The 19,719-nt window shown below is 71.6% G+C and carries 17 protein-coding genes; 1 reads left to right on the plus strand and 16 read right to left on the minus strand.

Annotated features, from left to right (window positions below; genetic code table 11):
• Positions 1–19 precede the first annotated feature (19 nt).
• From AC3IF3_RS26505 to AC3IF3_RS26545, 9 genes are all read right to left on the minus strand, one after another.
• Positions 20–3,304: a glycosyltransferase gene (locus AC3IF3_RS26505; RefSeq protein WP_489230907.1), complete on the minus strand. Its 3,285-nt coding sequence runs from the start codon at positions 3,302–3,304 to the stop codon at positions 20–22.
• A 108-nt stretch (positions 3,305–3,412) separates the two neighbouring features.
• Positions 3,413–3,778 (minus strand): hypothetical protein, encoded by a 366-nt coding sequence (locus AC3IF3_RS26510; protein ID WP_489230908.1) that lies wholly within the window; start codon positions 3,776–3,778, stop codon positions 3,413–3,415.
• A gap of 502 nt (positions 3,779–4,280) precedes the next feature.
• Entirely contained in the window at positions 4,281–5,243 is a 963-nt protein-coding gene (locus tag AC3IF3_RS26515) for an SGNH/GDSL hydrolase family protein (RefSeq protein ID WP_489230909.1), read from the minus strand.
• A gap of 365 nt (positions 5,244–5,608) precedes the next feature.
• The gene (gene argC / locus AC3IF3_RS26520; protein ID WP_489230910.1) at positions 5,609–6,559 is read right to left on the minus strand and encodes an N-acetyl-gamma-glutamyl-phosphate reductase; all 951 of its coding nucleotides are present in this window, start codon (positions 6,557–6,559) and stop codon (positions 5,609–5,611) included.
• A 168-nt stretch (positions 6,560–6,727) separates the two neighbouring features.
• Positions 6,728–7,213, minus strand: a complete 486-nt coding sequence (gene rpsI, locus AC3IF3_RS26525) for a 30S ribosomal protein S9 (protein WP_243972771.1) — start codon at positions 7,211–7,213, stop codon at positions 6,728–6,730.
• Between the two features lie 2 nt (positions 7,214–7,215).
• Positions 7,216–7,677 (minus strand): 50S ribosomal protein L13, encoded by a 462-nt coding sequence (gene rplM / locus AC3IF3_RS26530; protein WP_243972770.1) that lies wholly within the window; start codon positions 7,675–7,677, stop codon positions 7,216–7,218.
• Positions 7,678–7,887: 210 nt separating this feature from the next.
• Positions 7,888–8,466: a CoA-binding protein gene (locus AC3IF3_RS26535; RefSeq protein ID WP_489230911.1), complete on the minus strand. Its 579-nt coding sequence runs from the start codon at positions 8,464–8,466 to the stop codon at positions 7,888–7,890.
• Between the two features lie 49 nt (positions 8,467–8,515).
• The gene (locus AC3IF3_RS26540) at positions 8,516–9,802 is read right to left on the minus strand and encodes a nucleotide sugar dehydrogenase (RefSeq protein WP_489230912.1); all 1,287 of its coding nucleotides are present in this window, start codon (positions 9,800–9,802) and stop codon (positions 8,516–8,518) included.
• Between the two features lie 189 nt (positions 9,803–9,991).
• On the minus strand, positions 9,992–10,129 hold the full coding sequence (locus AC3IF3_RS26545) for a hypothetical protein (RefSeq protein ID WP_489218982.1): 138 nt from the start codon (positions 10,127–10,129) through the stop codon (positions 9,992–9,994).
• Positions 10,130–10,853: 724 nt separating this feature from the next.
• Between AC3IF3_RS26545 and AC3IF3_RS26550 the strand changes: the two genes are divergently transcribed.
• The gene (locus AC3IF3_RS26550) at positions 10,854–11,141 is read left to right on the plus strand and encodes a hypothetical protein (protein WP_489218983.1); all 288 of its coding nucleotides are present in this window, start codon (positions 10,854–10,856) and stop codon (positions 11,139–11,141) included.
• A 34-nt stretch (positions 11,142–11,175) separates the two neighbouring features.
• Here the strand turns inward: AC3IF3_RS26550 and AC3IF3_RS26555 are convergent, their stop codons facing one another.
• The 7 genes from AC3IF3_RS26555 to AC3IF3_RS26585 form a co-directional block, all read right to left on the minus strand.
• The gene (locus tag AC3IF3_RS26555; RefSeq protein ID WP_243972761.1) at positions 11,176–11,409 is read right to left on the minus strand and encodes a hypothetical protein; all 234 of its coding nucleotides are present in this window, start codon (positions 11,407–11,409) and stop codon (positions 11,176–11,178) included.
• Between the two features lie 559 nt (positions 11,410–11,968).
• On the minus strand, positions 11,969–13,150 hold the full coding sequence (locus AC3IF3_RS26560) for an amidase (protein ID WP_489230913.1): 1,182 nt from the start codon (positions 13,148–13,150) through the stop codon (positions 11,969–11,971).
• The gene (locus AC3IF3_RS26565) at positions 13,147–14,763 is read right to left on the minus strand and encodes an ABC transporter ATP-binding protein (protein ID WP_489230914.1); all 1,617 of its coding nucleotides are present in this window, start codon (positions 14,761–14,763) and stop codon (positions 13,147–13,149) included. The genes AC3IF3_RS26560 and AC3IF3_RS26565 overlap by 4 nt, the downstream gene beginning before the upstream one ends.
• Positions 14,760–15,587, minus strand: coding sequence for an ABC transporter permease (locus AC3IF3_RS26570; RefSeq protein ID WP_489230915.1), 828 nt, complete (start codon positions 15,585–15,587; stop codon positions 14,760–14,762). Before AC3IF3_RS26570 ends, AC3IF3_RS26565 begins: the two co-directional genes overlap by 4 nt.
• 2 nt (positions 15,588–15,589) lie before the next feature.
• The gene (locus AC3IF3_RS26575; protein ID WP_243972750.1) at positions 15,590–16,561 is read right to left on the minus strand and encodes an ABC transporter permease; all 972 of its coding nucleotides are present in this window, start codon (positions 16,559–16,561) and stop codon (positions 15,590–15,592) included.
• Positions 16,562–16,565: 4 nt separating this feature from the next.
• The gene (locus AC3IF3_RS26580) at positions 16,566–18,185 is read right to left on the minus strand and encodes an ABC transporter substrate-binding protein (RefSeq protein ID WP_489230917.1); all 1,620 of its coding nucleotides are present in this window, start codon (positions 18,183–18,185) and stop codon (positions 16,566–16,568) included.
• Between the two features lie 511 nt (positions 18,186–18,696).
• Positions 18,697–19,692, minus strand: a complete 996-nt coding sequence (locus tag AC3IF3_RS26585; RefSeq protein WP_243972746.1) for an SDR family oxidoreductase — start codon at positions 19,690–19,692, stop codon at positions 18,697–18,699.
• Between the last annotated feature and the right edge of the window lie 27 nt (positions 19,693–19,719).

Raw genomic sequence — 19,719 nt, forward strand, 5'->3', positions numbered from 1 at the left:
AACTCGCCCGCCCGCGCCCTCAGGGCACCGGCTGGCCATCGTAGTTCGGCGGCCCCAGCCGCAGGACGGCCGCGTTGTAGTAGGGATCGTGCGCGATCCGCGCCCCCCAGCGCCGCGTGAAGCGCGCGGCCTCGTCGGCCCGGATCGGCGATGGCCGCCCCGGGCGCGTGTCGGCCAGCACCGCCCCCGGCTCGTAGACGACCCGGAGGCCCGCCGCGCGCCGGCCGAGGCAGTAGTCGACGTCCCACAGCGCCCCGTCCAGACCCGCGTCGAAGCCGCCGGCCGCGCGGAACGCCTCGGCCCGGGTCATCAGGCAGGCGCCGCTCACGGCGAGGAAATTCCGCGCCGCCGCCGCGCTGAAGAAGTAGCCGTCGGCGCCGCCATGGCCCTCGCGGATCGGCTCGGGGCTGCCACCGTTCATCACGATGCCCGCATGCCGGAATTGCCCGTCCGCACCGATCAGGCGGGCCCCGACGACGCCGATCGCGGGCTTGTCGAACTGGATCAGCATGCGCTCGATCCAGTGGCGTTCGACCGGCTCCAGATCCGGATCGAGGAAGAGCAGGAACGGGCCCGTGGCCGCCCGGGCGCCGGCGTTGAACCCCCGCGCGGGGCCGGCCGCGGGCTCGGCCGCGACGGTCCGGCATCCGGCCGCCCAGAGCGCCCCCGCCTCGGCGGCGCCGGCCTCCCGGTCGAGGACGGCGACCACGTCGAGGGAGCCGTGGCTCGATGCCTCGCGGATCGCCGCGATCCGATCGAGGAAGGCCGCGACCGCCCGCGGCTCCCCGCCGGCGGGCCCGAGCGCCAGCGCGGCGATCAGCGAGACGGTCTCGTCGCGCGGCCCCGGGGCGACGGCGTAGCGACGTGCGCCGCGCGCGGCCTCGACGCGGGCGCCCGCGCGGCCGGTCCGCGCCAGGTGCTCGCCGATCAGCGCCCGCTCGGTCTCGTCCGCGCCGGAGCGCCGGTCCGGCCCGCGCAGCAGGATCCGGCGCAGGTGCCGCACCGGGGCGCCCGCCGCCCCGAGGCGCAGGCTCAGCGCGAAGGCGCTGCGCGCGTCCGGGACGAGGTCGGCCACCGCCGCGCCGCGGTAGCAGGCCGCCCGGCCGATATAATCGACGCTCTCCAGGTAGTCCGGGCTCCAACCGGGCTTGAAGAACGGCAGGATCCCGTCCGGCCCCTCGATCTCCTCGTCCCCGTAGATCAGGTCCGCCGCGGGGGCCCGGTTGATGTCGCAGGCGAGGTCGTAGAGGGCGCGTGGCGGCAGCGCGTCGCCGGCCTTCAGCCAGAGCAGGTAGGCCTCCGTCCGATCCCGGAGGGCCTCGGCCGCGGCCGCCCGCGTGTCGCAGACCTGGATCCGGTCGTAGATCTGCCGCGCCAGCGAGGCGCGCGTGCGCGCCTCCGCCTCCGCATCCCCGCCCTCGACCAGCACGACGAAGGTCGGCCGCACGACCATCAGCCCGATATGGCGGTGGATGTCCTGGATCTCGGCGGCGAGCGCCAGCCGTTCGGCGGCGACGCGCCGGGCATGGAGGGCCTCCAGCGGCAGCGGCGCCCGACCCTCGGCGCGCCCGGCGACGGCGAAATGGGCGAGGGGGTTGAGGCCGGCGCGCGCCACGTCGGGGTGGCGTTCGAGATACCAGCGGGTCGAGAAGTCCGGGCTCGGATCCCGTCCCTCCGCCACGCCGAGATGCAGGTAATGGTGCAGCGGCGTCTCGTGGGCGTCGATCAGGTCCGGATAGGTCCGCAGGTACCAGCCGCCGTCGAACAGCGGGTGCGGCTCGGAGCCGATATGGACCCCGCGCGCGATGTAGTCGGCCAGCGGATCCGCATCCGGGCCGAGTTCGGGATGGCGCGCCCGGTACCACGCGGCGTCGAACAGGGGGTTCGGATCGATGCCGGCCCGGATCCCGTGCGCCAGATAGTGGACGAGGGGGTTGGCCGCGCCGAGATCCGGGACCCGGCCGCGATACCAGCCGCTGTCGAACAGCGGGTGCGGGTCGCGCCCCTCCCGGCCGCCGTCGCCGAGGAAGTGGACCAGGGGGTTCTGCCCGGAGCCGGCCACGTCCGGATTGCGCGCGAGGTACCAGGACGTGTCGAACAGCCGGCAGGGGTCGCGGCCCTCGGCGGCGCCCCCCGCGATGAAATGCGCGAGCGGGCTCCCCCCGCTCGCGACGAGATCCGTGTTCCGGGCGCGGTAGAAGGCGGCGTCGAACAGCGGATGCGGATCGAGCCCGGCGCCGTGCCGCCGGTAATGCAGCAGCGGGTTGCCGCCCCGGGCCGCGGGGTTGCGCTGCAGATACCAGGCCGCGTCGAACAGGGGATGCGGGTCGGTCTCGCCGCGGTCCTTCAGGTAATGCAGGAGCGGGTTCGCCCGGGCCTCGGCCGCCTCCGGCACCTGCCGCAGGTAGTGGGCGGGATCGAACAGCGGGTGCGGGCCGAGGCCGGCCCGGGCCCCCTCGGTGAAATAATGGATCGCCGGGTTCATCCCGCTCTCGGCGACGTCCGGCGCCTGGTCGAGGTACCAGGGCGAGTCGAACAGCGGGTGCGGCTCGGCGCCGTCCTCGGGATCCCGGCCGAGATAATCGAGCAGCGCGTTCTCCCCCGCATCCGGGAACCGGCCGCGGTACCACGCCGTGTCGAACAGCGGATGCGGGTCGTAGCCGAGCCGCGCGCCGGCCCGCAGGTAATGGACGAGGGGGTTCTCGCCGGTGGCCGCGACCTCCGGGTGGCGGGCGAGATACCACGCGCTGTCGAACAGGGGATGGGGATCGACGCCCTCCCGGCCGCCATCGGCGAGGAAGTGCAGCAGCGGGTTGAGTCCCGCCGCCCGCACGTCCGGGCGCTGGCGCAGGTACCATCCGGTGTCGAACAGCGGATGGACGTTGCGGCCCTCGCGGCCCCCCTCGGCGAGGTAGTGCTGCAGCGGGTTCGCCCCCGCCCCGGCCACGTCGCTGTTGCAGGCGAAGTACCAGGCGGTATCGAAGAGCGGGTGCGGATCGAGCGTCGCGGCGGCGCCGTGCGTGACGTAGTGCAGGAGCGCGCCCGCCCCGGCCTGCGGGGCCTGGGCCCGGTACCACGCGGTGTCGAACAGGGGGTTCGGATCGAACCCGGCCTCGGTCCGGTGCGCGACGTAGTGGGCGAGCGGATCGTCGGCCGCCTCCGGATGGCGGGCCGCGTACCAGGCGGGGTCGAACAGGCCGGATTCCGAGATCGCCTGCGCGACCGCGGCGGTCTCGGGGGATACCGCGCGGGCGGGCTCCGAACGTTCCGGAGCGGACAGGTCGGAGTGCGGCGCGGCGTCCATGTCGTCCTGAGGTCTCGAGCGGGCGCAACTGATAGCCAGGGCTCCGGCGGGCCGCAACGGCCGGCTCCGAGATCGCCCGGGCGCCGCGCGGCCTCCCGGGACGCGGCCCTAACCGTCCGCGGGCCGCAGCGTCGGCAGTTCGGAGGGCGGCGGCCGCAGGTCCTGGCGCTCGGTCGGCGGCAGTCCGTCCCAGGCCCGGCGCAGCCTGTCGTAGGCGCCGCGATAGCGCTCCAGGGCCCGCTGGATGTCGGTGGCCGCGGGCAGCGCCGAACCGTCGATGACGGGCGCGCCGGCGGGCCGGGGGATGGGGCCAACGCCGGTGATGCTCACCCGGTCGGTCCGTACGCGCAGCAGGTCGGCCGCTTCCGACAGCCGCGCGGCATAGTCGGCCAGCGTTCGCCGGCAGGTGTAGAACTCCGCCTGTGCGAAGGCATAATCCGCGACGGTCAGGGCGGCGTTGGTCATCGTGGTCATCCCGCGCGATCCCGTCGAAGCATGGACGATGGACACCGGTTCGGCGGCGCGCGCGGTCGAGGGCTCGACGCCGTGCCCGGCACCCGGCGATCCCATCCCGCCCGAAGGAGGCCTCCGGCCGGCCGCGCGATCCCCGGAGGACGCCGCTGCGCTTCGGCAGTTCAGGAAGCGGGCGTGGCTTGGATCGCCCTCCCCTCGGGAAGGACCGGTCCCGTCAGCGTGTCGCGTAAAGTGTGGCAATCCGATCGCGGCGGGCTTTAGGGCCCTCGGAACGGCCGAGTCAAGGCAGTGCCCGGGGGCGGTGATCAAGTCCGGATGCCTCAGTCCGCCGCCGCCGCGACGTTCGAGGCCCCGCCGGCATCGCGCGACTCGGACGCGAAGATCGAAAACGACATGCCAAACTAAGTCCCTCGGGCGTCGAAGCTCCGGGTCGGGAATGGCCTCGGGGCGCCGTTCTGGGGCGGCGTCGGGCGACGCCCCGACCCCAGGTCGCGGGTTGCCGTCAGGCCGCGCCGGGCCGGACGATATTCAGCAGGCCGACGAGTTCCTCCGCCATCCTTTGTCGGCCGCTCGCGTTGTAATGCACGATGTCGGTGAAGACGCTGTCCGTGTGATCGAAAAACAAGTCGCTGAGATCATGGACGGTGAAGAATTTCCGCCGGCCGAATTTCCGGTCGTAATCTCCGACGACGGCCTTCAGCCTCGTGTATTGACGATCGAGATACTCGAGAAATTCGAGCGTGGCGAACGACCGTTCCTCTTCCGACAGCGCCGGTTTGCGCACCACCATCGGCTGCAGGACGAGGTGGATGGGAATGCCGATGCCCGTGGAGAGCCGGCCGATGCGGTCGACCGAGAGTTCGAAATTCCGCACCACCTCCCATTCCCAGGCGGCCTCCTTCCAGCACGTCACCAGCCGCAGGTTGCGCAGTCTCGAAAAGAGGATTTCCAACATCGCGCGTTGATCCACGATGCTCGCCGCGCGGGTGTCGGTGCCCTGCGAGAACAGGTCGTCGTGGATGGCTTCGATGGCGAACTGATTGTACGGCTGACCGGGGCGCGGGTCGAAGGTCCAGGGCTGGAAGACGTCCGTTCCGCCGGCGAGGATGACGATCGCGTCCGGCTCTAGATCGATGAGCTTCGTCGTGATCAGCATGATCGCCTGATTCAGGCAGTTGGAAATGGCGCCGAAATTGTAGACGTGCGCGCCCGCTCCGAGGCTCTGACGGAGCACGGTCTGGACGCGGCCGGGGACGGTATCGGCGGTGTCGAGGCCGTCGACCAGGGTGCTGTCGCCGACGATGAACACCCGGGCCGCCTCGGCCCTGCCCCGGGGGCCGACCGTCACGTCGTTGCGGTATCCCAGGCCGTCGTAGTGCCAGCCGTTCTCGAAGATCTGGGACGACGGCTTCCCGGCGAAGGCGACGTAGGGCGCCGGATACCGGATCCGCGCGTCGAACGTCACGAGGTGCCTGAGCAGCTTCTGCTTCTCCGCGTCGATATCGGGCTCGGTCGTCATGAGGTTTCCATGGCTCTGCCGTCGAGAGCGCCGGCTGCGATGCGCTCACGCCTCCCGCGCGCCTTGCGTGGCACGCGCTTTGGAGCGTCAACCCATGGGCGGTAAAGGTCGCTCCCGCGCGGCGGTCGGGACGGCGATGCGCCGGAAGGGATCGGCGTGGGGGGATCGGGGCGGCGCGCGGGGCATCCGCGCCGATCGACGCCGCGTGCTGCAAGCCCCCGCGGGGAGACCGACGGCGACGGCCGCGCGCCGCGCGATCGGCTGGTCGCCGACGATGCGCCCGGATCGCCGGTCGATCCGGGGCGCGGGCCTCAGCCGTCGAGCCCGAGCATCAGCCCGAGATTCTGCACCGCCGCCCCGGAGGCGCCCTTGCCGAGATTGTCGAGGCGGGCCACCAGCACCGCCTGCCCGTGGTCGGAGGCGCCGAACACCCGCAGCTCCAGCCGGTCGGTGTCGTTGAGATCCTCCGGCTCGATCTTCTCGCGGTGCGCCCCCGTGCCGGCGCCCGGCACGACCTGCACCAGCGGCTGGCCGGCGTACCAGTCGCGCAGGGCGGCCTCCAGGTCATCGGCTGCGGGCCGGCCCGGCAGCGCGTCGAGGTGGAGCGGGATGCTCACCAGCATGCCCTGCCGGAAATTGCCCACGGACGGCACGAAGATCGGCCGCCGGGACAGCCCGCCGTAGCGCTGCAGCTCCGGCACGTGCTTGTGGGCGAAGCCGAGGCCGTAGAGCTGGAACGGCGGGGCCGTGCCCTGCTCGAAGGCCTCGATCATGCTCTTGCCGCCGCCGCTGTAGCCGCTGACCGCGTTGACGCTGATCGGGTGATCGGCCGGGATCAGCCCGCCCTCCACCAGGGGGCGCAGGAGCGCGATGCCGCCGGTCGGGTAGCAGCCCGGATTGGCCACCCGCCGGGCGCGGGCGATCGCGGCGCCCTGCACCCCGGTCATCTCCGGGAAGCCGTAGGTCCAGCCTTCGGCCACGCGATGGGCGGTGCTGGCGTCGAGGACGCGCGGGCCGCCGCCGGGCAGGCTGTCGGCCAGCGCCACCGTCTCCTTGGCGGCCTCGTCCGGCAGACAGAGCACGACGAGATCGACCTCGGCGAGCAGCGCGCGCTTGGCCTGCGGATCCTTGCGGTGCTCGGGGGCGATGCTGCGCAGGGCGACCCGCCCGTCGCGCTCCAGGCGCTCGCGGATGCCGAGGCCGGTGGTGCCGGCCTCGCCGTCGATGAACACCGTGGGCTTCGTCGCGCCGTCGCCAGCCATCGTCCGTCTCGCTCTTCGATCCTCACGCGCCGCCCGACTCGGGCCCCACGGTCACCGATCAGGTGAGCGCGGTGCCCCATCCTGTCAACGGCCGCGCCGCAGCCTGAAAATGCGAAAGGGCGGCCCCCGCAGGAACCGCCCTCTCCGTGACACCTCTGTGACCGGATCTCAGCGCTTCGAGAACTGGAAGCTGCGGCGAGCCTTCTTGCGGCCGTACTTCTTGCGCTCGACCACGCGGGCGTCGCGGGTGAGGAAGCCCTCGCGCTTGAGCGGGGCGCGCAGTTCGGGCTCGTAGTAGGTCAGCGCCTTCGAGAGGCCGTGGCGCACGGCGCCGGCCTGGCCCGAGAGACCGCCGCCGGCGACCGTGACGTTGATGTCGTACTGGTCGACGCGGCCGGCGATCTCCAGCGGCTGGCGCAGGATCATGCGCAGCACCGGACGGGCGAAATAGACCTCGACCGGACGCTTGTTGATCGTGACCGTGCCGTTGCCCGGCTTGATCCAGACGCGGGCGACCGCGTCCTTGCGCTTGCCGGTGGCGTAGGCACGGCCCTGTGCGTCCAGCTTCTGGACGTGGATGGGGGCCTCGTTGGCGGGGTCGACCGCGCCGGTATTCGCCCGGTTGAGGTCGGCGAGGGACTGCAGGGTCGCCATGATCAAGCGCTCACGTTCTTGCGGTTGAGGGCGCCGACGTCGAGCGCCTGCGGCTGCTGGGCCTCGTGCGGGTGCGCGGCACCCTTGTAGACGCGGAGGTTGCCGAGGATCTGACGGAAGAGCGGGCCGCGGGGCAGCATGCGCTCGACGGCCTTCTCGACCACGCGCTCGGGGAACCGGCCCTCGAGGATGAACTTGGCCGTGCGCTCCTTGATCCCGCCCGGATAGCCGGTGTGGTAGTAGTAGCGCTTCTGAACGTACTTGCGGCCGGTGAACTTCACCTTGTCCGCGTTGACGACGATGACGTGGTCGCCGCAATCGACGTGGGGCGTGTAGGCGGGCTTGTGCTTGCCGCGCAGGCGCATCGCCACGATCGACGCGAGCCGGCCCACCACGAGGCCCTCCGCGTCGATCACGATCCACTTCTTGTCGACCTCGGCGGGCTTCAGCGAGGTGGTCTTCATAGCCAAATCCCAGGGGTTCCGACGCGTCCGGCTCCGACAGGTCGGGGCCCTCCGGCATCGGGGTGCCGAAAAACGAGCCGCCGCGTGGGGTGCACGCGGCGGCGGTGCCGAGTGCATAGCCGGACCCGGATGGCGGGTCAACACGGAATCGCGAAATCGCGAAAAATCGCTCTTCTGCAACGACTTATGAGATGAGGTATTAGAATACCGTCAACGGTCCCCGCGCCGGCCCCGCTCGGCGATGGTCAGCCGCTGGACGCCCCGGCCCGCCAGCACGGGCTTCCTGGCGCTGAGGATGCGGGAATTCACGCCGGTCCAGCCGATCTCCCCGGAGAGCCGCCCGTACTCGATCTTGGGGCAGCGGTTCATGATCACCGTGAGCCCGCGCGCCTCGGCCCTGGCGGCGGCCGCGTCGTCGCGCACGCCGAGCTGCATCCAGATGACCTTGGGCAGGGGCGAGAGGGCCAGCGCCTCGTCGACCAGGGGACCCGCGGCGGCCGAATTGCGAAAGATCTCGACCATGTTGATCGGCGGGCCGCCCAGCGTGGCCTGGACCTCGGCGAGCGAGGCCGCGACCCGGCGCCCGAGCAGATCCTGGCCGGCGAGTCCGGGATTGACCGGGGTGACCGCGTAGCCCCGGTCGAGCAGATATTTCAGCACGATCCAGCTCGGGCGCGCCGGGTTCGCCGAGGCTCCGACCAGGGCGATCGTGCGCGTGGCGTTCAGGATCGCGCGGATCCGCGCGTCGGGGTAGCGTGCGTGCCGGTCATCGTCGCCCGTCTCGATCATGGCCTGTGTCTCATCCCGGGGTTCGTCGCAGGGCCGGACATCGCGGCGGTCACAGCCGCCAGACCTCGTAGCCGATCCCCTCGAAGTCGGCCCGGTCGTACAGCCCCTTCACGTCCACGATCAGGCCCCCGGGCTTCGCCCGCGCGGCGATCGCCGCCGGCCCGAGCCGGGCGTAGTCGCCGTGCGGGACGGCGATCACCACCGCGTCCGCGTCCCCCGGCAGGTCGGCCCAGTCGACGAGGTCGAGGCCATAGGCGGCCCGGGCCTCCGCTTTCCCGGCGCGGGGGTCGTGGACCGACACGGCGCAGCCGAATTCCCCGAGCTCCCGGATGAGATCGGCGACCTTGGAATTGCGCACATCCGAACAATTCTCCTTGAAGGTCAGGCCGAGCACGATGACCCGCGCGCTCCGGCCGCCGCCGCCTTGCCGGACGATGCGCTTGACCGTCCCGCGGGCGACGTGGGCGGCCATGCTGTCGTTGATGCGCCGCCCGGCCAGGATCACCTGCGGGTGGTGGCCGATCATCGCGGCCTTGTGGGTGAGGTAGTACGGGTCGACCCCGATGCAGTGGCCGCCGACGAGCCCCGGGCGGAACGGCAAGAAATTCCACTTGGTCCCGGCGGCTGCGAGCACCTCCAGCGTGTCGAGGCCGAGCTTGTCGAAGATCAGCGACAATTCGTTCATGAGGGCGATGTTCAGGTCGCGCTGGGTGTTCTCGATGACCTTGGCGGCCTCCGCCACCCGGATCGACGCGGTGGCGTGGACCCCCGCCTCGATGATCGATCCGTAGAGCGCGGTCAGCCGCGCCAGGGTCTCGGGGCCGTCGCCGGAGACGATCTTCACCACCCGGGCGAGGCTGTGCTCCCGGTCGCCCGGATTGATCCGCTCGGGTGAGTAGCCGACGAAGAAATCCGTCTTCCAGTGCAGGCCGGAGCACCGTTCCAGGACGGGGATGCAGATCTCCTCGGTGGCGCCGGGATAGACCGTCGATTCGAACACCACGGTCGCCCCGGGCCGCATGTGCTGCCCGACCAGCGCCGAGGCCCGGATCAGCAGATCGAAATCCGGGCGCTGGGCCGCGTCGACCGGGGTCGGGACCGTGACGATGATCACGTCGGCCGCCGCCAGCCGGGTCGGGTCGTCGGTGACCGCGAGGTGTTCGGCGGCCCGGAACGCCGCCGCGTCGATCTCGCCCGCGGGATCGCGCCCGGCGCGGTAGGCCGCCACCTTGTCGGCGGAGTGCTCGTAGCCGATCGTGGTCCGCGTCCGGCCGAAGGCCAGGGCGAGCGGGAGCCCGACATAGCCGAGGCCGACGATTGCCACGCTCTCCGCCACGCCGGATCCCTCAGCGGACGCGAAGGCGCCGATCACCGCGCCGCCCGCCGGGCGCGTATAGGGGCGCCGCGCCCCCGCGTCGATCCGAAACGCGCGGGGGATGGCGCCAGGCCCGACCTTCGCCGGACCGTCGATCCGGCCCGAAAGACCGGCGCTGACGCCTGCCGAGCCCGCTGGCGGCCCTTCCCCTCAGCCCTCCGCCTCGGCGGGATCATCCCACTCGATTCGGCGGCGGCGGATGGCCGGGACGGAGGCGGCGATGCCGATCCGGACCGCCGTCCCCACGATGGCGATCACGGCGCAGACGAGGAGCACGGAATCGAGCACGGCATTTACAGCGGTTATCGGCCGGCGCGATGATGCCGGGCGGCGCGCTGGCGGGCGCGCGTGTTGTGGAGGCGCCGCATCTGCTCCTGGAGGACGAGGTCCTCGTGCAGCGAAGGGATCGCCGGTGCCGACGGAAGCGGGGCTTCCATACGGTCTTCGCCCTGGGGATAGACTGATTTCATCGCCGCCCTCCTCAGTAGTACATACGCATGAGCTTAGCCATTTAGCGATCGATTGCAACCCGGCCGGCGCGACGGGCCGATCGTGCGGCTCCGGCAGGCGGCGTATGGTTAACCGCCCGTCCCGGCCGCCGGCTCAAGATGCCGGGAGGATGCGACGGCCGGCCCCCGGTGCCTTCGCTGCAGTGCGGCGAGATCCGGCATGTCTCTCGCCGCGGTTTGCGAAATCTTAAGGGGTGTTGCGGGTCATCGATGGCCCGATAGCCCTGTCCTGTGCAGGAACGTCCGCGTTGCGGGGCCCGGCTCGACCGTCGACAATGCCCGGGCCGGCTGCCTCCGGGACGTATGGCGGCGCGATCCCGCTCGGGACCTGCGGATTGCGGTCACGTCGTTTGGATATGGGTTCGAAGCTTCGCCTGAACCCGAATTGCTAAGATCTATGCTGACCGTAGACCTTGTCGTTAATCGGTCGGTAACGAATTCATCCTATTGGCGGGACAGGGGCCGACCGATGGGGTCGGCTCCCTCTGTCGGGCGAGGCTCCGATGCTCTTCCTGGTCGTGGCAGCACTCGGCGGCGGCGTGGCGACGGCCGCCCTGCTGGGGCCCGTCAGTCCGCTCGCCGCCTTGATCACCGCACCGTTCGTGGCCAGCGCCGCGGCCGTGCTGGCCAGCTTCCTGATGGTGTGGCGCGGCAGCCGCGACGGTCAGGCCACGCCGACCCTGGACGCGCAGACCGACGCGATGGTGGCGGCCCTTCGGACCTTGACCGACCAGGCCAACGCCGCCGCTCCGGCGCCGCAGGCTCCGGCGGACCGCCACAGGGTCGCCTGAGCCCCGTCTCGCCCGTGGGGCGATCCGGTGGCGCTCAGGCCCCTCGCGGGGGTGCGGACGCCGTCCGTGTCCCGTGGCTCGGCATGCGCGCGCCCATGACCCTGACATAGGCCGCCCGCGCCATCAGGCGCTCGGCCAATGCGCTGCCCGGATGCCGGCACGCGAGCGTTCGGGCCGTATCCTCCATGGTCTCCGGCTCGATGCCCCACTGAAGCTGTTCTTCCGCGGAGACCAACAATCTCCAGAACGGGATGAATTCGTCCGACATTGGCACAGAATCCTGAGCGACTGACGTGCTGCCGGATTCATTGCAATTGGCGGGCATTATCATGGTGGCGCGTCTCGGACCGATGCAGAGCACCGCGCGTGCGACCAATCCCGGAAGAGGCCGGGAGCGGTGGATTGCCCTGAAGGCAGGTCTGGACGCGCGCGTGAGAGCCGTCGTCGCCGATGCCGAGCGGATGACGTCTCCGGTCTGACCCGCGGCGGGATCGATCAGCGCACGACCGGCGCCGTCGCGCGCCGACACCCGCGGCGGTGTCGATGGGCGGGTCGGCGCGGGCGTTCCGCAGCCTCGGGGATTGGATCGACGCCTCCCGCACGCCCGAACCGCCGCGTTCCGTGCGAACACCCCGACGGTGGTCTCGGCGGCCGCGGCCCCCAAGAAGGCGGGCGGCGGCCCGGGGGCGGGTGAATTGCGCACGCGGTTTAACGCGCCCGCGCCCGTGGCATCCCACAAGGCGGTCGGCCGTCGACGATATCCCGGACTGGAGCCGTCGTCACGCCCGATCACGGCATACCGCGGGGCGGATCAGGGTCACGTCCATTCAGCCCTCCAGGGCGACCGCGGTGCGGATCAGGTCGAGGTCGGTCCCGCGCCCCCCAATGATCGACAGCCCCAGCGGAGCGCCGTCGACCTGCGCGCCCGGCAGATTCACCTGCGGAACGCCGGTGAGGCCGCCGTGGCTCGTCAGGCACGCGATGCGCTCCCGCAGCGGGTGCAGCGCGCCGAGGGGCAGCCCGCGCCGGGGCGCCGGGAACGGGGTGGTCGGAAGGCACAGGATGGTGCCGGGGGGAAGCAGCCGCGCGAGGCGGGCCCGGGCCTCGATCCGCATCAGGCTGGCGGCGCTGCGCTCGGCATCGGTCATCGTCGCGCCCTGGATCAGGGACCGGGCGACCGAGAAGGCCAGGCGCGGGTTGCAGCTATCGAGCCAGGGCTCGAAGGTCTGCCAGGCCTCGCTGCTCTGCAGGACGCGCTGCGCCCGCTGCCACACGGACAGGCCCTGCGGCGCCAGCGTCACGTCGCGGCGATTGCCGATCAGCGCGGCCAGGCGGTCGATCCGCGGGGCCAGCGCCTCCTGGACCGCCGCGTCGGCGAAGCCGAGCGCGTCCGCGGCCACGAGCAGCGTGTGCGGCAGGTGGTCCGGCATCGCCTGGCCGAACAGGACCTCGCCGACCCGCGCGAAGGTGCGCGCGTCCCGGGCGAACCAGCCGCAGGTATCCGAACTCGGCGCCTGGACGCAGATCCCGGCGAAGTCGATCCGGCCGTGGGTCGGCCGGATCCCGTAGAGGCCGCAGAAGCTCGCCGGCACGCGTACGGAGCCGCCGGTATCCGTCCCCAACGCGAAGTCGCAGGCGCCCGCGGCCACCGCCGAGGCCGAGCCGCTCGACGAGCCGCCGGGCACCCGGTCCGGCGCCGCCGGGTTCAACGGCGTCCCGTCATGGGCGTTCTCGCCGAGGATCCCCAGGGAGACCTCGTCGGTCACCGTCTTGCCGACGACCGAGGCGCCGGCATCGAGCAGCACCTGCACCACGCCGGCGTGGCGGTCCGGCGTCGGGTAGACGCGCGGCCAGTCCGGATTGCCGCCCCCCGTGGGGAAGCCCGCGACGTCGATCAGGTCCTTGACGGCGAAGGCGAGGCCGGCGAGCGGTCCGGTTGCGGCGCCGGCGACGCGGGCCCGCGGCCCGGGCAGGAACGGGTCCGTGGAGAGGGGCTGCTCGGGCGTCATGCGGGGATCGGCTCCTGCCACTGGGCGCCGGGCACGGCGGCGAACAGCGCCCGGGTGTAGGGGTGCTTGGGCGCGAAGAAGATCTCGGCCGTGGGGGCGACCTCGACCACCTGGCCGGCCCGCATCACGGCGATCCGGTCGCAGACCTGCAGCGCGACCCGGAGATCGTGGGTCACGAACAGCATGCTGAGATGGAGCCGCGCCTTGATGTCGGCGAGCAGCGCCAGGACCTGCGCCTGCACGGAGACGTCCAGGGCCGAGACCGGCTCGTCGGCCACCAGGATCTCGGGCTTCATGGCGAGCGCCCGGGCGATGCCGATCCGCTGGCGCTGGCCGCCGCTGAACTCGTGCGGGTAGCGCTGCGCCGCCGCGGGGTCGAGGCCAACCAGCGCCAGCATCGCGCGCGCCTCGGCCTGCGCGGTCCCGGGCTCGGTGCCGTGGATGATCGGCCCCTCGGCGACGATGTCGATCACGCGCTGGCGCGGGTCGAGGGAGCCGTAGGGGTCCTGGAACACCATCTGCACGCGCCGCCGGTGCGGGCGCATCTGGCGGCGGCTCAGTTCGGCGACGCTGTGCCCGGCGAGGAGGATCTCCCCGCCGTCGACGGGCATCAGCCGGGTGATCGCCCGGGCGAGCGTGCTCTTGCCCGAGCCGCTCTCGCCGACGAGCCCCAGGGTCTCGCCCCGCCGCAGGGTGACGTCCACGCCGTCGAGGGCGCGGATGACGCGGCCCCCGAACAGGCCCCGGGCACCGTAGGTCTTCTCCACGTTCCGGGCCTCCACCACCAGGGGGGCGGTGCTGGCGGCCCGGCGCGGCGGCGGCGCCAGCTTCGGCACGGCGGCGATGAGGGCGCGCGTGTAGGGATGCTGCGGCGCCCCGAGCACCGCGGCCGCGGGCCCCTGCTCGACCAGGACGCCCTTCTGCAGCACCGCCACCGTGTCGGCGATGTCGGCCACGACGCCGAAATCGTGCGTGATGAACAGGACGCTCGTGCCGTGCTCGCGCTGCAGGGCGCGGATCAGGTGGAGGATCTGCGCCTGCGTGGTGACGTCGAGCGCCGTGGTCGGCTCGTCGGCGATGAGCAGCCGCGGGTTCAGCGCCAGCGCCATGGCGATCATCGCCCGCTGGCGCTGGCCGCCCGAGAGCTGATGCGGGTAGGCGCGCAGGAGCCGGGCCGGGTCGGGCAAGTGGACGCTGTCGAGGAGCGCGAGGATGCGCGTCCGGCGGGCACCGCGCCCGAGCGGGGTGTGGATGCGCAGGACCTCGTCGATCTGGCGCCCGATCGTGTGGAGCGGGTTGAGCGCCGTCATGGGCTCCTGGAAGATCATCGCGATGCGCGCGCCCCGGACGCCGCGCATCCGCCGCGGCGTGATCGCCGCGAGATCATCGCCCTCGAACTGGATGCGGCCGCCGGCCACCCGGACGCGCGGCCCCGGCAGCAGCCCGAGGATCGCGCGGGCCACCATCGACTTGCCCGATCCACTCTCGCCGATCAGGCAGGTGACCGCGCCGGGGCGCAGGACCAGATCCAGATCGGTGACGGCGTGCGGCCGGTCCGCGCCGGGCGGCAGCGTGATCGTCAGCTTCTCGATCTCGAGGACGGCGTCGCTCATCGCTCTCGCAGCCTCGGGTTCAGGACCTCGTTCAGCCCGTCTCCGACGAGGTTGATGCCGAGGACGGTCAGCAGGATGGCGAGCCCGGGGAAGGTGCAGATCCACCACGCCGACCGGAGGACCGCGCGGCCCGAGCTGATGATCAGCCCCCAGCTCATCACGTTCGGATCGCCCAGGCCGAGGAAGGCGAGCCCCGCCTCGATCAGGATCGCCGTACCGATGAGCAGCGTCCCGACCGCGATGATCGCCGAGGTGCAGTTCGGCAGCATGTGGCGGAAGACGATGCGGGCGTCGCCCGCGCCCAGGCCGTCGCAGGCGAGGACGAATTCGCGGCCGCCGAGCGCCACGAACTCCCCGCGCACGAGACGGGCTATGCCGGGCCAGGAGACGGCCACGATGGCCACGACCTCGCTGCCGAGCGACGGCGAGAGGATCGCCACGATCAGGATCGCCAGCACGAGGGCGGGGATCGTCTGGAAGAACTCCGTGAGCCGCATCAGCGCGACCTCGACGCCGCCCCGGTAATAGCCGGCGAGCCCGCCGATCAGGGTCCCGAGCAGGATCGCAGCCCCGGTCGCGCTGAGGCCGATGATCAGGGAGGTGCGGGCGCCGTAGGCGATCTCGGCGGCCACGTCCCGCCCTAGCGTGTCGGTGCCGAACAGGAAGGACCGGCCCGGCGGCTGGAGGGCCGGGCCGACCAGGCGGAACGGGTCGCCGGGATAGAGCAGCGGCGTGAGCGCCACGAGGACGACCAGTCCGACGAGAACCGCCGCCCCGGCGAGCGCCAGGCGGTTGCGCGCGAACCGCGCCAGGGCCGTGCGCATCGCTAGAGTTCCATCCGCGGGTCGAGGCCGACATAGACGAGGTCGACGACGAGGTTGATCACCACCACGAGGCAGGCCGAGACGAAGAAGATGCCGAGGAGCAGGTTGAGGTCGCGCGACTGGAGGGCGTTGAACGCCAGGGTGCCGATCCCGGGCCAGCCGAAGACGGTCTCGACCACGATCGAGCCGCCGATCAGGTTGCCGGCCTGCACGCCCGCCATGGTGACCACCGGCAGCAGCGCGTTGCGCAGGACGTGCCCGGTCATCACCCGGGCCTCGGTCTGGCCCTTGGCGCGGGCGGTGGTGACGTAATCCATGCCGATCTGCTCCAGCACGGAGGCGCGCATCACCCGGGCGTAGACGGCGAGGTAGAACAGCGCGAGGGCGACGGCCGGCATGACCAGGTGGCGGCCGACGTCCCAGACCTCGTCCCAGCCCTCGTTGTCGGCGCCGACCGTGTCGTAGCCGCTGGTGGGCAGCCAGCCGAGGCGGATGGCGAACACCACGATCATCATCAGCCCGAGCCAGAAGCCCGGGGTCGCGTAGGCCACGAGGCTGAGGAGGGAGATGATCCCGTCGCGCCAGGAATTGCGGCCCGTCGCGGCCACGAGGCCGAGGAGCGTCCCGATCAGCAACGCGGCCGCGAAGGCGGTCAGCATCAGCAGGCCGGTGGGCCAGAGCCGGTCGACGATCAGGCTCGCCACCGGGCTGTCGTTGCGGAACGAGTAGCCGAGATCGAGGTGGGCCATGTTCAGCAGATAGACGCCGAACTGCGCCAGGAGCGGCCGGTCGAGGCCGAACTTGTGCCGCAGCTGCTCCATGTATTCGGGGCTCGCCGCCCCGCTCTCGCCGGCCAGTACGGAGGCCGCGTCGCCGGGCGCGAGGTGGATCAGGAAGAAGTTGAGCACCACGATGCCCAGCACCACCGGGATCGCCAGCAGCAGCCGGTAGCCGAGGAAACGCGCGAGCCGCACGGGACTACGTGTCCATCCAGGCCCGCTCGAAGGCTTGCTGGGTTCCGAGGGGGCCGGTGGTGTGGTCCTTGAGGCGCCGGTTGAAGACGCTGACGTATTGCACGTCGATGAGCCAGATCATCGGGCTGTCCTCGGCCAGGATCTGCTGGACCGTCTTGTAGAGCGCGCTCCGCTTCTCCGGGTCCGGCTCGCGCGCGCCCTCACCGAGCAGGCGGTCGACTTCGGGATTCGCGTAGAAGGTGTCGTTGACGAAGGTCACGCCCTTGCGGATCTGGCTGGTGAGGAACTGCTTGTTGAGCCCGTAGACCGGGTCGACGCCCTGGCTCAGGAACGGCTCGTTCAGGTCGTAATCGTAGTTCGTGTAGACCCGCCGCAGCCAGGTCGCGGTGTCCTCCGAGCGGAGCGTCACGTCGATGCCCACGATTGCCAGGGCCTGCTTCAGGTACTCGGCCTGCCGCAGCCACTGCTCGCCGAAGGAATTCACCTCCAGGTGCAGGGGGAAGCGGGTCCCGTCCGGGCCGCGCGGGGCGCCGGCCTCATCGAGCAGCCGGTTGGCGATGTCGAGCCGGTCCGGGACGTCGTACTGGCGCACGTCGTCGGTGTAGAGGCCGGCGGTCTTGAACTTGCGGCTGAGCGGTCCGGTGGCCGGCAGGCCGTAGCCGAACATCACGTCCCTGAGGATGACCTTGCGGTCGATGGCGTAGGCGATCGCCTGGCGCACCGCCTTCTTCTGGAGCTGCGGGTGCCGGCCGTTCAGCTCCAGGACGCTCTGGGCCGGCGTCATCTCGTAGCCCTTGGTGGTGAGGTCGAGGATCGGGTTGGTCTTCATCCGGGCGAGGTCGGCGTAGTTGACCGCGCTGTACCCGGCGAAATGCGCCTCACCCGCCTCCATCGCCGCCGAGCGGGTGGCCGCGTCCGGGATGAACCGGGCGACGATCCGGTTGAGATACGGCAGGCCCGGCTTCCAGTAGGCCGCGTTGCGGTCCAGGCGCACGGACTGGCCCCGCTCCCAGCTCACGAACTTGAACGGACCGGTCCCGATCGGCTTGTTGGCGCTGGGATTCTGCAGGACGTCCGTACCCTCGAACACCGAGCGGCACAGGATCGGCAGGTCCCGCCCGGAGAGCGCCTTCATGATGTAGGGGGCCGGGTTGGCGAGCCGCAGGACCGCGGTCATCGGGTCCGGCGTGTCGACGGCGACCAGCTCCGCGAGCATGACCGGGGCGATCGGATTGTACTTCTTCAGGATCTCCATGAAGGAGTACTGCACGTCGGCGCTGGTGAACGGCTTGCCGTTGTGGAAGGTCACGCCCTCCTGAAGTGTGAAGGTGATGGTTCTGCCGTCGGGGGCGACGTCCCAGGCCTTGGCGAGGTTCGGCTGCGGATTCTGGTCCCAGTCGTAGGTGCACAGCCCCTCGTAGACCTGCGTGGCGATCGGCGGGATGTTGCCCGCCGACACCGCGTAATGGGCCAGGGTCGAGGGCTCGGGATGCACGATCATCACCATCGTGCCCCCACGCCTCGGCTCGGCGGCGCGCGCGCCGCTCGCGGCGGCCGCGAGCCCGAGGGGAAGCGCCAGCACCGTGCGGCGGGAGAGATCGGTCACGTTGAACGAAGGGGGCAAGCCGGAAGACTCCTCAGGCGTCCCACCGTTTTAGCAACACGCGTGCCACGCACGAGAAGACTTGACGGGTTCATTACACCGGCAGGTCAGAGTCTCTTCTTATCAGTTCCCGCCGATCGCGCCGACAGAGCTGGCGAGATGTTCCAAAATTTCGTGCGCGATGTCCGATGACTTGGCGGCGGCCTATCCTTAGAGGCGGCGCGTCGGCGGAGTGGACGCAGAGCCGCCTCGGAAGATCCTTCTTCCCGAGGCGGGTCCGCGGTGGGCGCGAAGCCGGAATCCCAGTCTTCGTCGGGGGCTCAGCGCGATCTTCGATGTGGAATTCGCGAAACGATGGCCTCGCTCATGCGCGAACGCTCACGGCCTGCTTCCCCGCAGGGGGCCGCATCCTCGATCGAGTCCCGCCGACGGTCCTCCGGCTCGGTCGGGCCGGGTGCGGACGGCCCGAGGCTCGGCAGGGCGTCCCTAGGCCCGGCCCATCGGTGCCGTCGGATCGTCCGAGCGGATGCGGCTAGCTCCGCTGTCCCAACCTCCGCGTGCCGAGGGCGAGGCCGAGCAGCGCGGCGGCCCCGACGCCGGCCCAGACCAGCCCGGCGCTCATCGTCCCCGCCGACGGGACACCCTTGCGCGCCCGCCAGCCGCCATCGGCGCCCGTTCCCTGCGGGATCGGCTTCTCCAGCGCCCCGTGGGTCCGCGGCCCCGGGTCGGCACGGTCCAGGGCGAAGCGAAACCCGGCGCCCATCATGCGCTCGGTCAGTGCGGGCGCGAGCGCGTAGCCGGCCTGGGCGAGGCGGGCCGGCCAGCCGACCGCCGTCTCGTGGCGCGGGTGCCGGACCAGGCGCAGGTAGGTCGCGGCCACGTCCTCCGGCGCGTAGTAGAGGTGGCCCGGGTTCAGCGTCTTGCCCGTGACGTTGGCCCCGTGTTCGAGGCCGGGCGTGTCGACGATCGCCGGGAACACCCCGCACACGTGGATGTGCCTGTGGCGGGCGAGTTCCTGGCGCAGGCTCGCCGAGAAGCCGCGCAGGCCGAACTTGCTCGCGGTGTAGGCGGCCGCGAACGGCGTCGGCGCCCAGCCGCCCATCGAGATGGTGTTGATCAGCGTGCCGTGCCCCTGGCGCCGGAAGTGCGGCAGCACGGCGTAGGCACCGTGGATGGCGCCCATCAGGTTGATCTCGATCGTCTGCCGGTGCAGGGCGAGCGGCGCGTCGAGGAGCGGGCCGAACACGCCGGCCCCCGCGTTGTTGATCCAGACGTCGATGCCGCCGAAGGCCCGGCGCGCGCCCTCCGCCAGCGCGAAGACCGCGTCGGAATCGGTCACATCCGTCGGGATGGCGACGGCCGCGCCGCCCGCGTCTCGGATCTCCCGCACGATATCGTCGAGCACATCGGCACGGCGGGCCGCGAGGACGACGCGCGCGCCTCTGGCCGCGAAGGCATAGGCGGCGGCCCGTCCGATGCCGCTCGACGCGCCGGTGATCACCACCGTCGATCCGCGTATCTGCGCCATGTCTCGCATCCCCGTCCGTCGATCTCG

Source organism: Methylobacterium sp. J-118 (assembly GCF_057836565.1).

Coding starts and splice junctions, on each gene's coding strand:
- AC3IF3_RS26505 (WP_489230907.1), bottom strand. CDS start 3,304: ATGGACGCCGCGCCGCACTCCGACCTGTCCGCTCCGGAACGTTCGGAG.
- AC3IF3_RS26510 (WP_489230908.1), bottom strand. CDS start 3,778: ATGACCACGATGACCAACGCCGCCCTGACCGTCGCGGATTATGCCTTC.
- argC (WP_489230910.1), bottom strand. CDS start 6,559: ATGGCTGGCGACGGCGCGACGAAGCCCACGGTGTTCATCGACGGCGAG.
- rpsI (WP_243972771.1), bottom strand. CDS start 7,213: ATGGCGACCCTGCAGTCCCTCGCCGACCTCAACCGGGCGAATACCGGC.
- rplM (WP_243972770.1), bottom strand. CDS start 7,677: ATGAAGACCACCTCGCTGAAGCCCGCCGAGGTCGACAAGAAGTGGATC.
- AC3IF3_RS26535 (WP_489230911.1), bottom strand. CDS start 8,466: ATGATCGAGACGGGCGACGATGACCGGCACGCACGCTACCCCGACGCG.
- AC3IF3_RS26550 (WP_489218983.1), top strand. CDS start 10,854: ATGCTCTTCCTGGTCGTGGCAGCACTCGGCGGCGGCGTGGCGACGGCC.
- AC3IF3_RS26555 (WP_243972761.1), bottom strand. CDS start 11,409: ATGTCGGACGAATTCATCCCGTTCTGGAGATTGTTGGTCTCCGCGGAA.
- AC3IF3_RS26560 (WP_489230913.1), bottom strand. CDS start 13,150: ATGACGCCCGAGCAGCCCCTCTCCACGGACCCGTTCCTGCCCGGGCCG.
- AC3IF3_RS26565 (WP_489230914.1), bottom strand. CDS start 14,763: ATGAGCGACGCCGTCCTCGAGATCGAGAAGCTGACGATCACGCTGCCG.
- AC3IF3_RS26570 (WP_489230915.1), bottom strand. CDS start 15,587: ATGCGCACGGCCCTGGCGCGGTTCGCGCGCAACCGCCTGGCGCTCGCC.
- AC3IF3_RS26585 (WP_243972746.1), bottom strand. CDS start 19,692: ATGGCGCAGATACGCGGATCGACGGTGGTGATCACCGGCGCGTCGAGC.